General features: G+C 40.3%; 9 protein-coding genes. 7 read left to right on the top strand and 2 right to left on the bottom strand.

Annotated features, from left to right (window positions below):
* Positions 1–491: 491 nt before the first annotated feature.
* A complete protein-coding gene (locus tag CFS04_RS08620; RefSeq protein WP_088810262.1) occupies positions 492–7,088 on the bottom strand; it encodes a DNRLRE domain-containing protein in 6,597 nt (2,198 codons plus the stop codon).
* Positions 7,089–7,438: 350 nt separating this feature from the next.
* Between CFS04_RS08620 and CFS04_RS08615 the strand changes: the two genes are divergently transcribed.
* Entirely contained in the window at positions 7,439–7,762 is a 324-nt protein-coding gene (locus CFS04_RS08615) for a DUF3116 family protein (protein ID WP_159457891.1), read from the top strand.
* A 63-nt stretch (positions 7,763–7,825) separates the two neighbouring features.
* Here CFS04_RS08615 and licT read toward each other — a convergent pair whose 3' ends face one another.
* Complete coding sequence (licT, locus tag CFS04_RS08610; RefSeq protein WP_088810260.1) at positions 7,826–8,668, bottom strand: BglG family transcription antiterminator LicT; 843 nt, start codon at positions 8,666–8,668, stop codon at positions 7,826–7,828.
* Between the two features lie 300 nt (positions 8,669–8,968).
* Here licT and CFS04_RS12970 point away from each other — a divergent pair, with 300 nt between their 5' ends.
* The 6 genes from CFS04_RS12970 (at position 8,969) to CFS04_RS08585 (ending at position 16,168) form a co-directional block, all read left to right on the top strand.
* On the top strand, positions 8,969–9,136 hold the full coding sequence (locus tag CFS04_RS12970) for a hypothetical protein (RefSeq protein WP_159457892.1): 168 nt from the start codon (positions 8,969–8,971) through the stop codon (positions 9,134–9,136).
* Positions 9,137–9,194: 58 nt separating this feature from the next.
* Entirely contained in the window at positions 9,195–9,599 is a 405-nt protein-coding gene (locus CFS04_RS08605; RefSeq protein ID WP_088810258.1) for a VOC family protein, read from the top strand.
* A gap of 659 nt (positions 9,600–10,258) precedes the next feature.
* Positions 10,259–12,367, top strand: a complete 2,109-nt coding sequence (locus CFS04_RS08600) for a transcription antiterminator (protein WP_088810256.1) — start codon at positions 10,259–10,261, stop codon at positions 12,365–12,367.
* Between the two features lie 84 nt (positions 12,368–12,451).
* A complete protein-coding gene (locus CFS04_RS08595; protein WP_088810385.1) occupies positions 12,452–13,642 on the top strand; it encodes a glycine C-acetyltransferase in 1,191 nt (396 codons plus the stop codon).
* Positions 13,643–13,789: 147 nt separating this feature from the next.
* Entirely contained in the window at positions 13,790–14,755 is a 966-nt protein-coding gene (locus CFS04_RS08590; RefSeq protein ID WP_088810254.1) for an L-threonine 3-dehydrogenase, read from the top strand.
* Positions 14,756–14,842: 87 nt separating this feature from the next.
* Entirely contained in the window at positions 14,843–16,168 is a 1,326-nt protein-coding gene (locus CFS04_RS08585; protein WP_088810252.1) for an APC family permease, read from the top strand.
* Positions 16,169–16,212: the final 44 nt, after the last annotated feature.

The raw sequence follows: 16,212 nt of genomic DNA, 5'->3' as shown, positions 1-16,212 counted from the left end.
TTTAGGACAGAGAAAACAAAAAACAGAAGAGGAATTTCAGGATTTACTCCTGTATAACAGCCATACTCATTTATTGAATACACTTTGAAAAGCTTTCTTTTAAGTAACTAGATTATTTCAAAATCTATCATAATGAAATAAACCTCAAAAAAGATTAGAAATAATGTCCACACTGCCAATAATATATATTTCCATTTTTTTGCTGTAGAAAATTTACTAACTCCAATAAAAATAATAATGCTCGCTATCACTACAAAAAGTAACGTAAAAAATTGACATACGCCGACATCAGAATACCATGAGAGCATAGCAAAATACGAGAGTGCTAGTGAGATAAGAATTAGGCTTAGATTAAATATAACAATAGGTATCGAGTCTTGTTTTTTATATCCAGATTGAGAAAACAACAAGAATGATGAAATTATTGGAAGAACAGAGAAAATAAACATTAGAATGGACATTAAAATTTTCAAGATATTTCCTCCTCTTAGTTATTTCTTTTTTCTTTTATTAATAAAATTCTTGAATTGAGAGTATTTTTTTTTAACTAATTTTCTATAACTCTTACCCGCTCTCCAATCTAAAGTTCTTTTTAAATGTTTCACAGGTTGTTTCTTTAATGATTTTATGTTTTGATTCACTGTATAACGCATTGTCTTATAATTCTTTTTCACACGCTTCGCAAAAGCAATATTCCCGTATTTCTTTTTTGAAAATAGTTTGGTAGCTGCTGTTATCTTACTGCCTAATCCAACAACACGGAATAAACCAGTTTGTCCTATACCTTTAATTGCACCCCACCCAGCTGCCTTTGCAACTCCTTTAAAGCTCTTCTTTTTTCCTCTATTTTTCCAATAATACTTTCCGACTTCCCAAGCAGCCCCTGAAACTCCTGCTACCACCCACCATGCAATATTTCCATCTGGATCAATCATCATCACAGGATTATTATTCGCATAATTATACCCATTCATCGTCTGTGGGTCGTCTTCGTCGCCTGGGTCTGGGTCGTAGGCGGTGAACACGCCTTGTTCTGGTTCATAGTAGCGCGCCATCAAGTAATACTGTTCGATTTCTTTGTCATACGTATAACCTGCATATAGATATGGATTGGCTTTTGTCTCGGTTGTTGTGGCTGTGTTTTTAAGAACAACGCCCCATGCATCGTAGGCGTATTCCGCGACCACTTTGCCGTTTTCATCTGTCATAGCAATGACGTCACCATGTGCATTGTAGTGATAGTACAGTGTTTTGCCATTCATTTTCATGGCTAGGCGGATATTGCTGTCGGAATAGACATATTGGCGGAGCACTTTTCCTGCGCTATCCGTTTCATACAGCACATCGATGCTGTCACCATCATAATGATAATTGGTTGTCACACCGTCCACTGTTTTGGATAAGCGGCGGTTGTCATCATCATAAGTATAACGGACAAATGGACTATTTTCACCTTTTTTTGTAACGCTGATTAAACGGTCGCCTGTGTCCCACGTATAATTGAATTTTCCGTCACTCGTTCGGTTGCCATTAGTATCATAAGTCAGTCTATCGCCACCAAATTGCACAAGCTGGTTGCCGTCATTGAACGTGGCGGCAGTGGTCTTCGATTCTGAACCAGTTATTTGAACTTGCGTGCGGTTTCCAAAACCATCATACGTGTAGGATTTGACGGTGCCGTCTGGCAAGCTTTCTTTCGTCAATTGATTAACGGCATCGTATTCATAGGTAGTTTTTCCACTTTTTTTGTTGTCGATATTTGTACGGTTGCTTGCTGCATCGTACGTATAGCTCTCGTCTAAAATGAGGTCGCCTTCTGCATCGCCAATTGCCACATTCGTTACTTTTTGGGTGCTATCATACACATAGTTTGCGGCTGTGCCGTTACCTGCTGTGTATAAGCCAATGTTGCCGAACTCGTCGAACTCAAAATAGGCGTTTTTACTGCCGTCGTTCACGCGGGTGTTTTGGTCTAAATCGTTGTACGTGTAGCTTGTTTTGGCGGTATAGTCGCCGTGGCTAATGGAAACGTCGGCCACTTTGTCGGTTTTGCCTTTGTTGTTTTGTGTTGGCTTGTCTTTGTAGGAATAGCTGATTTGACCGCCGCGTTCGGTCACTTTTGTGATACGGTCTGCGTCGTCGTATGTTTTGTCCGTCACGATACCATTAATTTCGTCGGTGACTTTTGTTTGGTTGCCGTTTGGATCGTACTGGAATTTAAACGCTGGTTCGTTGTTCCACTTGATGCCGCTCGTGCGGTCTGCTGAATCGTACGTACTTTCGGTTACGCGCCCATTTGGCATGATAGCCTTTGTCTCATTGCCGCTTGCATCATATTCGTACTGAATTGTCCGCCCAAGTGCATCGGTGAACGCTGTAATCTTGTTGTCTACGTCGTAGGCATAACTATTCTTTTGCGTTTTTCCAGAAGCGGTAACATTTTTCTCTGTGGTGTTGCCGTTGTCGTCATATTTGTACGCGACTGATGTGCCGTTTGCGAGTGTTGTGTTCGTTAGAGCGTTGTCGGCATCGTAGGTGAGCGTTTTTTTGTTGCCTTTTTCGTCCGTTTCTGAAGTTTTGTTGCCGTATGCATCATAGGTAAAGCTAATTTTACGGCCTTCTTCGTCGTAACTTGCCGTCACGTAGTTGCCTGATGCATCATACTCTTCGCGTGTGAGCACTTCGCCTTCTATGACGCGAACATCGTCAAACCAAGCTTTTCCAGTTAAGCCATTACGGAATAATGTGTAGATTTTAATGGATTGAATTGGTTTTGCAGGTTTTATAACTACAGCGCTTCGGTTCCAGTCGTTTGTACCGAGCGGGAATTGCCCTTGTACATAGGAAGCCGTTCCATCTTGATAATAAATCGTCCCACAAATGGAATAATCATTGGACATCACTGTAGTCGCGCCGTTTACTTTGGCATTTTCTGACTTAGATAATGCGGTTAACGTGAGTGCCTTTGCTTCTTTTTGATTGATAGCGACATCTTGAAGCATGTGTGTATGCGCTTCGCTCGTCGCCTTCCGTTCAAAATAAACCGCGCTGTCGCCACTAAAGCTTTCATTATCAACCACTTTAGCTTGGGATAAAGCTGTATTTCCCGTACGAGCCCATCCTGCTGGAAGCGTACCATTATGGTCTTCAAAACTGTTGTTTACGACTGGATTGTAGCTAGATGCTACGCTACCTTTTTCGAGTTGAACATTATCATACCAAATCGTGCCTTTTCCTTTATTTGGTGCAGCTTGCTCGTTGTCTAGGTAAAGCAACACTTGACGCGTATTTTTTGATGTTTTAAATGTCAGTTGGCGTTTTACCCAGCCGCTATTATTTTTAATCGAAGTTGGACGATTCGACTGCCAGACACTTCCATCCGTTACATCTTTCGCATTCGCATCTTGTAATCTAGCAATCAAAAGACCATCCGCGTTTGTCATTCCCGATGTTTTAGTCCATGCACTAAATGTATACGTTGTTTCTGGATCCACATCAACGCGCTGTGTTGCCGCCGAATAGCCTTTATCCGTTGTAAGCGCCTCGCTAGTCACCTTCACTGAACCACTGCCACCAAGCGCACCAGGTGCCATTTGCGTGTTATCAAATGTAATGCCACCCTTTGCATTCGATTGTATGAGTGTCCAGTTCGAAAGACTCGTTCCTTTTTCAAACCCACTATTTTGAACTAAATTTCCGCCAGAAGAGAGCTCTCCGCTACCGCGAATCGGATTTCCGTAACTATCGTATTGAGTAACAGAAGAGACTTGTGCTTCCGTCGCCAATGTTTCCGACACCGCATCCGCTCCGTCATACGCCACCGTCGTCTTACGGCCTTCCGTATCCGTTGCACTCGTCACATCATTGTTGTCATTATACGTGTAAGATTCCGTACCATAAGCATCCGTCATCTGCGTCACATTTCCATCTGCATCATACGTATACGTTTCTTCCTGCCCTTTTGGATTGACTTCTTTTGTTAAATTATTTGATTCATACGTGTAGGTTGTTGTCAGCTTCAATCCATCCGCATCCACAATTTCCTTTTTCGGATTTCCTGCATCGTTATACTCATAAATCGTTTTTTTCTTTTTCTCATTTGTTAAAGTCGTTTGATGTTTTTCCTTATCATAAGAAAGCGTCGTCTTTTTCCCGACCGGATCCGTAATCTCCGTCAGCTTTTCATCCTCATAAACAAATGTCGTTTCATAAGGTTTAGCATCCGTATGTTTCGGATCATAAATCGCCGTTAGCAACCCATCTTTGTAGCCGTATCGGTAGACTTTACCACGCGCCGTAGAGGAACTTACAAGCTCCTGATTCCCATTATACGTATAACTAATCGTCCGCCCCAAAGGACCAACAAGTTTCGTCACTAAATCGCCGTCATAAGTGAGCGTCACCGTCCGACCAGACGCATCACGTAAACTCGCAAGCTTGCCATCTGCATACACATATGTCAGCTGATTCCCTTTCGTATCTTTCTCAGAAACTAAACGACCATCTGGAAGAAAACGTGTTTCAGATTTATCTTCTTCCACTTTCAAAAAGCCGTCCGCCGTTTTAGAAACTTCCGAATAAATACCAGATGGCGCCGTATAAGAATCCCCTTTTTTAGTAAAACGATGGATTTTCTTGTCCGATTCAACCCAAATAATATCGCCATTCGCTTCTTCTACAAGTTTTTCCTCTAACGTACTTGTCCAACCTTTCCCAAAAATCCCAATTGCCTCGTCTTGACTATTAAACGTTCGGTCCACATTAATGCTTGGTCCGCGTCCTGCGAGTTCGAAATCCGTTTCATGGAACAAGAAATTCCCATTTGTCGCATTAACTTCCCCGCCGCGTACAGGTACGCTCGTCCAGTAATCCGCCATACCAAGCTGTTTATTCACAGCCTCTGGAATGACTGGCGTAGCAGGATCAGATTGCGCACTTTCCGCATTGTTGCCCGCCTTTTGATAAGCAATTACGCGGAACCAATAATTTTTCCGTTCCCCGTAAATGCCGCCTGTATTTCGGTAGACTGGCGAAGGGTCTCTTGCAAGTTCTGCACCACTTCCGTCTTTATGAAGTGCAAACTTGCCATCTGCAATTTCTGCGTTTGTCGGCCAAATCCCTTTATTTTGCGTTGTCCATTTTGTCGCCGTGCCTACATCATATTGTTCGTACGTTTTTCCGTTGTAGGCAAGGACTTTATATCCATCCGCCATCGGGCTTGGCTCCCAATTTAACTCGACATACCCCGTTTCCTTATGTGCCAAATTGGAATAAGCTTTCGCAACAGGCGCTTTTGGCTTTTCAATCGGCATGTAGGCAAAAACCAAATCGGAGTTTGGGCTTTCACCGCCTGGATAAACTGCCTGCACACGGAATAAATAGCGCGTTAAATTGCGTAGTCCAAAGCCACTTCCTGCTAAATAGCCGTTCTCATATAATTCCCGCGGATCAAGAGCAAATTCGGTTCCTTTCCCATCATGGTGAAAATAAAATTCACCGTCTGCAATTTCGGCAGCAGTCGGGAAAATTTTCTTATCTTTTGTGCTCCAAGTTGTTGCCGAACTCCCAGTGTTAAAATATTCATAGTTATAACCATTAGAAATAACAATATTGTAACTTGTCGCACCTGGAACTGCCTTCCAAGATAAATCCATGTAACCTGTACCCATGCCAACCCCGTTCGAATATGTCTTTACAGTTGGTTTCTCGGGCTGGGCATAGGTATACGTCACTTCCAAGTAAGGATAGTTTGTATTATTTTCACTTGCAACTATTTTCTTCCAGTAATTTTGGTCAATATTTGTCCCTAGGCGAAAACCGTAATTTGGTCGTACTCCACTTGCCCATGCTTGAACCGTACTCGTCACATCTAAGCTCGCCCATTGTCCACGACCAACATCTACGCTCCCTAGGCGTGTTCCACTTGGTTGGTTTGCCCATGTAACTTGCCACGGAGACCAGTTAGCATTGGCTTCATAATACCAAATATCATTTTTTAAAGTCGGCGACATGTGCCAAATATTATAAAGCTTTAAAGTGGCTTTTGAAATGGATGCTTTGTTTAATGTAGAAGTATCCATTTTTAAGAAAGCAGCGTTATTTCCTGTTGAATTATCCCACTTTCCGAGTTTCAGTGTATAGGCATTCTGACCAGAATCCCATAGTTTACTCCCAATGTTATTTTCTGTTGTGCTTGCAGAATTAATATTCGCATTATAAATATCATCAATTCGAACAGAAGGATCAATATAAACAGGATATACCCGCTCTGGATCATTAAGCCATTCTGTATCTACCTTCAATTGCAATTCATAAACCGTTTTCGTAAGTGGCTTTAATTCGAAATGTGCCGCTTCTGATGTAACAGCTTCACCCGATTCCTCGCCAATATTCGAATCTGCCATAACTGGTTTCGGTAATGTATAAATGGTGTCGCCTGTTTTATTTTCAAAGACGATATCGCCATTTTCCGCTTGCTTGACATGTAGTTTTGTTTCAATTTGGTATACATACGTATCGAGCTCATTTTTTTCATGTAAAACGAGGTCTTCCTTTACTGACTGATTAAATGTAAAATGTCTTAAATCAGTATCCGGAAGCACCTTTTTATATGTAACCTCATTGTCTTCAAAAGTTGCCTTTTGATTTTCGGTTAAAATTTCTGTCTCACCTTGTCTAGCGGATTTCAGCGCAAATGTCACTTCTGCACCACTTTGCGTTAATTTTTGATAAACTCCATTCTCCATGTTTTCAAAAAATTCAATGTTTATTTGTGTTTGCTTCGGAGTAATCTTCTCCGTTACCGTATCTTTTTCCAAATCTGGATCGACACGTTCCATCTCTCCGTCAACTTCTACATGAACAGGTTCTGAAAAAATTTGCTTTGTAAAACTTCCGTCATGATTGTCATATACAATTTCTGTTTCCGTTCTTTCATCTTTTACTTCTGTTGGCTTTTGTTCTGTCTTATTTGTGTCATCCTTACTCGCTACATCCTCCTCAGCAAATCCTATGTATGGTGGAATAAGCGACAAAACAAGACTTGCCGACATTAAACTGAGCAGTCCCTTTTTCCATATTTTTTTCATGTTCAAACCCCTTTTTCTATTTTTAAAAACCCTTTTTTTGCAAACGCCCCCCAATCGCCCACGTAACACAAACGTAACAATTCATTTGTCTTTTGTCAATGTAATTATCCCTTTTTTTCGTACTTAATTTCACAACCAAATAACATTTTATACTTTCTTTTCAAAAAGATGTCTTTTTTTACATAAAACACTTCCCTTTGTTTTATAAAAATCTGCAAATTATATAATTAGTTTTATATCCATAAATGTTGTATACTAAAATTGATAGGATTGTAACTTTGCTTTCGTTGAATAAAAGGCGTACGGGATAAAGAAGTTGAGGTAGTCATAGACTTTAATGGGGTGACAAAATGAACGGCTATGTTTACGTGCAGATTTTTAAAATTTTACATTTCTTAGATTCTCATTGTCTGGAGATGGATTATTTGCAACAAGAATTACCAAAAATAGAGCGCGAAACAGATTTAAACAAAAATCATATTCTTGAAGTATTGTATAAACTGGAAGAATACGGGTATGTACTTCGAGCATATGGACAGACAAATACAAGCTATCACATTACTACAAAAGGGCGTAACTTAATGTTACATATCAAAAAGAACGCTAGTCGAAATATACCAAACAATTGTAAGGTTATTCCTATCAAAAGTAAGAGTCCACTTATTTTTGACTAGCATTCTGCGTCAGGCGGCGGTGTTTAATCGCTGCTTTTTTTTATGTAATGCATTACATATGAGTTAAAGGGAGTTGCGTTCTGTTACGCGATAAATATGAATCGTTAAATAAACTTGTTCATCACGCGTTAAGGAGGCATGATGGGTATTTTTTAAATAGGCATCAATTTTTTGGGTGCATTTAAATGCTTCTGGATATTTGATTTGGACTTGTTCAAACAGAAAATCATCGCCAGAATCAACGACTTCGTCCAGCAGCATTCTTTGAGCAAAATATTGAAGGTGCGTCACAAAACGTGTGTAATTGAGCGAGGTTTCATCTAAGACCATACCATAATGATACGTTACGATGTTTAAAATATCTTGAACAATTTGCGTCATTGTGACTGTGGTGGTCATTTGTTGGCCGTCTTGGCGTGCGTTCACGATATGCAGTGCGATGAAGCCGGCTTCATCTTCATCTAGCAAATAACCGAACTCTTCTTGGATAATGCCAAGTGCTTTTAAACCAACTTGGTATTCGGGTTGATAAAAGCGTTTGATTTCCCAAAGTAATGCGTTTTTCAGGTTAATGCCTTGTTTATAGCGGGACAGCGCAAAATTAATGTGATCGGTAAGTGTCAAGTAAATGTTGGCGCTAAGTTCGGCGCCTAGTTTTTCCTTTGCATACTGTACGATGTCATCAGCGACTCGCAAATGTTTGGCGGATATTTCGCTTAGTAATTCAGAAAGCTTTTCGGAAAGCTCATGTGACTCCATTACAAAGGTCTTTTCAATTTTCGTCTCGTCAACTTCATCTCCGACTTTCTTTTGAAAAGCTAATCCACGCCCCATAACAACAATTTCCTTGGCCTCTCCGTCTTCGGCAACGACAACATTATTGTTTAAGATTTTTATGATCTCCATTTGTCTTAACCATCCTTTCAAAAGAAAAAACCCAAACTAATTCCAAAACTACAAAAAAACAATAGTCTTCGAATTAATTCAGGTTTTGCCTGCCGAACAGTAACAATCCTACAATTCTTGTTTTATTATAGTATATAAAGAAAACGTTTGCAATACCTATTTGCAATTTGTCTACATTATATTGAGTGTTTTAAATTTTAGTTGCATTTGTAACTCATTATACTTTAAAACGTAACGTTTTGAAACAGGGAAATCGGGAAAATGAGTAATCAAAGCGCTTTGAAAAGGAGGATTTCCAGAATGGCAGATATTAAAACGAATTCAGTTCGGACAGCGAAGAAAGCACCCAAAATGAGTGATGCCTTGCCAAAAGAAAATTCCCACCATCAGTTTGCTGAAAAAAACCATGTAAACAATAAGCCAGCCACGGAACAAAAGCAACAATTCCATCGGAGAATTTTAGATTGAGCAAAATAAATCAAAGCACCCGGCAATACGCTAGGTGCTTTTTTAGGAGGAAAAGAGAATGCCAAATGTAAAAATGACTTTCATTAATTTACCTGTGAAGGATTTAAATGAATCCATTGCTTTTTACACGGAACTAGGTTTCAAATTTAATGCGGATTTTACCGATGAAAACGCGACTTGCATGATTCTGAACGAAACGACTTTCGTTATGTTACTAGTGGAACCATTCTTCAAACAGTTCCTGCCTGCGTCAGAACTTCCTGATTACAGAAAAACAACGGCTGTCATCAACGCACTTACATTTGACACACGGGCTGAAGTGGATGAACTTTACGAAAAAGCTGTCAATGCTGGGGCTAAAAAGGGATATCTCATGGACGAACAAGGCATGTATTCGAAAAGCTTTTACGATATCAATGGTCACATTTTCGAACTTTTCCATATGGAAATGAATCCACAGTAAAAAAACGTCCGAGCCATGCTCGGACGTTTTTTTTATTATTAATCATTTCTGTTGCATGCCATTTTAAGGGATAACTTTCCATAATGGATCACGAAAACCATTTTTCCCCTTGCTTTCAATTTATAGCAGCCTTACAGATGAGCTCGTTATTCTCACACTTTTATTTCAATCTTTTAAACGCATGTAACGAAAGCGATTACAGTCCTCTTGAACTAAAGCCGGAGGGTTACTGAATGCTCCGAAAAATTTAATTGATGTATATTTTCAAGCTTTAAATATGCGTCTGCACCTGTTATGCTAGTTAGATAGAAAGATTTTACAGGCATACTAAAATAGTTTGCTCATTAACTAATTTGGATTTGATAACAAATTCACAAAATTGAAAATCCTTCCTCTTTGAAGGAATTTTAAATCCTTTTGAGCTTCATTTTCAACGTTTGATAAAACTTTGTCCAAACTTTGGCAAAAAAAACTGGACAAATTAGAGATTTGTTTATATTGCTTATCTGTAAGCGGAGTCATAGGATAAAGGTGTAAGGTAAATTATTCCAGAAGCGCGAATAAAATTTCCGTTTTATTCAAAAAGCGTTTTATCGGGTTACATTTATTTACCCTTTGAAAGAAACTGCGAATGAAGTTCTGCGAAAGGAAGAAAATATATGTACCTATCTGCTAGATCTCGCATTATTTTAGAAAAAATACTTCCTGAAAAAGGTGACATTTCGATTCAGCAGCTTGCAAATGACCTTGATGTCAGCGAGCGAACTGTGCGCCGTGATTTGGATGAAGTCAAGCAAACCCTTGAAAGCTTTGGGCTTTCGCTTATTCGGAAAGGTAGTAAATTATCCGTTAGCGGCTCGCTTCATGACCGGGAACATGTTCGTTCTACTTTGCTTGATTTAATCGGAAATGAATTTACGCCGCTTGAAAGACAGCAATTTATTTTGCGTGTGCTTTTAACGACGAACGAGCCTGTCAAACTTATTGCGCTGGCTAGTGAACTTTCGGTTACCGTTGCAACTGTCGGAAGTGATCTCACAAAAATTGAAGAAGAGTGGGACGGAAAAATTCGCATCGAGCGAAAGCGCGGCATCGGCGTCCATTTAGATGCTTCTGTCATTGAAAAGCGCGAATTGTTGCGCGAACTCTTACTAATGACCATGCCGAAGCTGAAACTTTATCAATATTTTGTGGATACGTTAGACGGCGTTCCGACTCAAAATAATGATGAATTTTTAAGCCATTTTATCGACTTCCAATTGCTTGAATTAGCTGACCGAACCTTAACACGCTGGATGAAAAAACTATCTTATGAAGTCGACAATGATTCACTTGTTGATTTGCTCATCTACCTTCTGATTACAGTGAAGCAAATTTCAAAAGGGAAAATCATTTCTAAAAAAAGCGACAATCATATATTTCTACAAGATTATCCCGAATACGATATCGCTGAACGCATTTTAAAAGACTGCTTACCTGAACAAACCATTCCAGAAGCAGAGATTACCGAGTTAACCATGCAAGTTCTCGAAGCAGAAATTCGTCATGGCGAAGATGTTTTTTATCGCAACGAAAAAGTACAAGCCATTCGAATCGCAAAAAAACTCATTTCCCGCGTCGCAAGAGAAATCGAACTGCCGCTGTCCCAAATGTCCCTGCTAAAAGGCTTAACGGAACACATTCAATATTCGCTTATCCGCTTAAAGAAAAAAATGCCACTAAGCAACCCGCTTTTACCTTTGATTAAAAGTGAGTTTGGTGACTTGTTTAACATTGTACAACGCGTCGCATCCGAGCTTTATCCGTTTAAAAAGCTACCTGAAGAAGAAACAGGTTTCATCGTGCTCCATTTCGAAGCGGCGATCATCCAATCCGAGAATTTAAGACCCTACAGTGCACTAATTGTGACCTCTAGAAGTAATGGCGTTAGCACATGGCTCCGCGCCAGATTTCGCAAGCGTCTGCCAAAATTACAAAAAATTAAGTTTGTGACACCACTTGAACTCGTGAAAGAAACCGATTTACATAAATATGATATTGTCCTTTCCACAACGGATTTAACCGATTTCAAAATGGACTACGAACGAATTAGCATCTTCATTTCTGATGCTGAAATTAAAGAACTCAAACATAAACTTGAAAAAATCGTGGGCGCAAAAGGCAATTATGTCGACTTTCCGAGTCTTCAAGACAACTCAAAAAAGCTACCTGAAACGCTTGCTAGCTTAAAAAATATGCATCAATTTTACGGGCTGATTATTTCCTTCTTGGAGTCCCTTTACATCGAACAAGGCAGTGACATGACGCGAAACAAAGAGGATAACTTGCGTTCGTTCAGTCAGTCCATCGCGAACAAAGAACCTGACCTTTCACCCGAAAAAATCTTTAAGAAATTGAGCTCCCTCGAGGCGAAGCAAAAAGTCATTTCTGGCGGCGCAAATTCTGCCTACTTTCTTGTAAATGATAACGTGAAAACAGCTTCAACCCACGTTTTCACACTAAAGCATTCGCTCGATTTCCAGATTGAGGACGGCTTAAAGTCCGCCATATCTACTGTGATGATTTTTATGCTACCTTACGAACTTAATGCCGAACTGCTTGAAATTACAACTTACTTGTTGACCGTTTTGACGGAAGATGATGCCGCGATTTTGCTTGCAGAATCGGGCGACAAGGAAAAAATCGCATCACTATTTTCAACGTATTTAGAAGAATTTTTAGAACATAAAAATACGTATCGTACAGAAAATTTAGGTTTTCCATTCTAAAATTGTCATTATCATGTTTATCCGTGCCAACCTTATTCGGCAAATAGGCATGTTAATATAAAAAAAAGAGGAGGAATCATGAAAATGTCCAAAGTTTTAAATGATTTTCTAACACCACAGCTTGCTGCATTACGTGAACAAGGTTTATACAATGAAATTGATTCCATTCAAGGCCCGAATGGCGCAAAAGTTAAAATCCATGATAAAGAACTTATTAATTTATCTTCCAACAACTATCTTGGTTTTTCAAATGATGCGCGCCTAAAAGAAAAAGCCATCGAAGCGACAAAAGAATACGGCGTCGGCGCTGGTGCTGTCCGCACAATTAACGGCACAATGACCATTCACGATGAACTTGAAAAACGCATCGCAGAGTTCAAACATACCGAAGCAGCAATTGCTTTCCAATCTGGTTTCAACTGCAACATGGGCGCCATTTCCGCCGTTATGACCAAAAAAGATGCCATCATTTCAGATGAGCTGAATCACGCATCCATTATCGACGGTTGTCGCCTATCCGGAGCTAAAGTCATTCGCGCCCGCCATCAAGATATGGATCATTTGCGCGAGCTTGCCAAAGAAGCAACCGAAAGCGGTCAATATGAAAAAGTAATGTACATTTGCGATGGCGTATTCTCAATGGACGGCGATGTCGCCAAACTCCCTGAAATCGTTGAGATCGCCGAAGAATTTGGCTTAATCACCTACGTGGATGACGCTCATGGTTCTGGTGTCATGGGAAACGGTGCAGGAACAGTGAAACATTTCGGTCTCTCGGATAAAATTGATTTTCAAATCGGGACACTGTCCAAAGCGATTGGTGTGGTGGGCGGATACGTTGCCGGTTCAAAACAACTAATTGACTGGCTAAAAGTGCGTGCAAGACCATTCTTGTTTTCGACATCTCTCACACCATCATCGGCTGCTGCATGTATCGAAGCCATCAACATTATGGAAAATGAGCCTGAAACCATTGAAAAGCTTTGGAATAACGGCAAATATTTAAAAGCTGGCTTAAAAGATTTAGGCTTTGATATCGGGCATTCTGAAACGCCTATTACCCCTTGCATTATCGGTGACGAAAACTTAACGCAAAAGTTCTCTCGTCGCTTGCTTGAAGAAGGCGTTTATGCAAAATCCATTGTCTTCCCTACCGTTCCAAAAGGCACTGGTCGTGTTCGCAACATGCCAACTGCGGCACATACAAAAGAAATGCTAGATGAAGTACTTAAAGTTTATGCAAAAGTAGGTAGAGAACTAAACGTTATTTCATAAATTACAATTTCCTTGCAATAAAAAAGCGAGGCTAAGCATTACATCGTCCAAAATGCGCTTAGTCCCGCCTATAAAAAATTATTAACACTATCATTATATCATCAAAATGATTTATCTTTCAAAATAATTTGTCCGGAGGTTTTTACAATGAAAAAAATTCTAATTACTGGTTGCTTAGGTCAAATTGGTTCTGAACTTACGATGCGTTTACGTCATGACTACGGCGAAGAAAATGTCATCGCAACTGATATCCGCCGCATTGATAGCCCCGTTTGTAATGAAGGTATCTTTGAAATTCTGGACGTCACCAACCAAGCAAGCATGCTCGAACTTGCAAAAAAATACGATGTGGATACACTCATTCATTTAGCGGCACTTTTATCTGCTGTAGCGGAAGCGAAACCGCAACTTGCTTGGAATTTAAACATGGGCGGCCTCGTCAACGCGCTTGAAGTGGCACGCGAACTAAATTTAAAATTTTTCACGCCTAGCTCCATCGGCTCATTTGGCCCCGGTACGCCTGCTGTGAATACACCGCAAGACACTCTACAACGTCCGACGACCATGTACGGCGTAACAAAAGTGGCCGGTGAATTATTGTGCGACTACTACTACTCCAAGTTCGGTGTCGACACTCGTGGCGTTCGTTTCCCTGGATTAATTTCCTACACGACACTTCCTGGCGGTGGAACCACGGACTATGCGGTCGATATTTATTACGAAGCGCTCAAGAAAAAAAGTTATACGTCGTTCATTGGGAAAGGCACTTACATGGACATGATGTATATGCCAGATGCCATTGATGCGATTGTGAAATTGCTTGAAGCTGATCCGTCGCGCCTAGTTCACCGTAACGCCTTTAATATCACCGCGATGAGTTTTGATCCAGAACAAATTGCCGCTTCGATTCGCAAGGTGATTCCTGAATTTAAAATGAACTACGACGTTGACCCAGTCCGCCAAAGTATTGCTGACTCTTGGCCTGATTCGCTAGATGCTAGCTGTGCAAAAAATGAATGGGACTTTGATCCAAAGTTCGATTTAGACCGAATGACGAAAGATATGCTTGAAAAGCTTGCAGAAAAATTAGAAAATGATAGTGTAACAAAGTGAGATATTCCGCTCTAAACAACTTTTTAGAATGACTAAAAATGTTTGTGAGGCTATTTTTTCAGATTCACAAACAGTAGGGAGAAAAATATGGAAAATCAGAAATTAAAAAAAGAAATTGGCTTTTTCACGGCACTTACTGTCGTTATCGGTACAGTTATCGGTTCTGGCGTATTTTTTAAGCCTGAAGCCGTGTTTTCTGCTACGGGAACTGCCGGTCTAGGATTGCTTGCATGGATTCTTGGTGGCGTCATTACGATCTGCGGTGGCTTGACAGCCGCTGAATTATCCGCTGCAATCCCTGAAACAGGCGGTATGATTGTTTATTTAAGAAAGACCTATGGTAAACTAGCTTCCTACATGCTTGGCTGGGCGCAAACTGTCATTTATTTCCCGGCAAACATTGCGGCGCTTTCTATTATTTTTGCAACTCAAGTAGCCAACCTTTTTGGTACAAGTGACGCAATTATTATTCCTGTTGCAATTGCGGCGGCTATATTTATCATGTGTATGAACTTTTTAGGGGCCAAAGTAGCTGGTTCACTTCAAGCTGTTACAACTGTATGTAAGCTGTTACCTTTAGCACTTATTATTATTTTCGGCTTATTTCATCAAGGAGATGTCGCATTTAGACTATTTCCAATGAGCGTGGAAGACCACCCTTTCCTAACAAGTCTAGGTTCTGGTTTAGTTGCTACCATGTTCGCTTATGACGGATGGATTCACGTCGGTAATATTGCCGGCGAAATGAAAAACCCTAAAAAAGATTTGCCAAAAGCAATTGTTTTAGGCTTAACGGTTGTTATGGCCGTGTACTTACTAATTAATATTGCCTACTTAATGGTTATGCCTGCAACAGCCCTAGCAGCGACTGCAACTCCGGCAGCTGACGTAGCCAATATCATCTTTGGCTCTATTGGCGGAAAACTGATTACGATTGGAATTTTAATTTCCGTGTTCGGTACGATTAACGGCTACACAATGACGGGCATTCGTATCCCTTATGCGATGGCTATCCGCAACCAACTTCCATTCAGCAGTTGGTTTGCAAAACTAGGTAAAACGGCTGTTCCTTACAACAGCGGAATTGTTGTTTTAATCATTTCCATCATCATGATTTTCTCTGGACAGTTCAATCAATTAACAGATATGTTAATTTTTGTTATTTGGATTTTCTACACCCTCGTATTTATCGCTGTCTTCATTTTGCGGAAACGAGAACCAGATATGGCACGCCCGTATAAAGTACCGCTTTACCCCATCATTCCAATTATCGCGATTGTTGGCGGACTGTTTATCGTGCTCAATACTTTATTCACGCAACCAATAAATGCTGGTATCGGGCTTCTTCTTACAGCAATCGGCCTACCCATTTACTTTTATAAGAAGAGCAAAGGCCACATGACCGAAGACTAAGTTTGAGGAGTGAACAAAATGTCTACGATTGTCTGGGCAGCCCT

Origin of the sequence: Listeria sp. ILCC796, assembly GCF_900186175.1 — a bacterium.
Lineage (GTDB): Bacteria > Bacillota > Bacilli > Lactobacillales > Listeriaceae > Listeria > Listeria goaensis.
The sequence above is the reverse complement of the archived record's forward strand: the minus strand, read 5'-3'. Positions and strand labels throughout refer to the sequence as shown.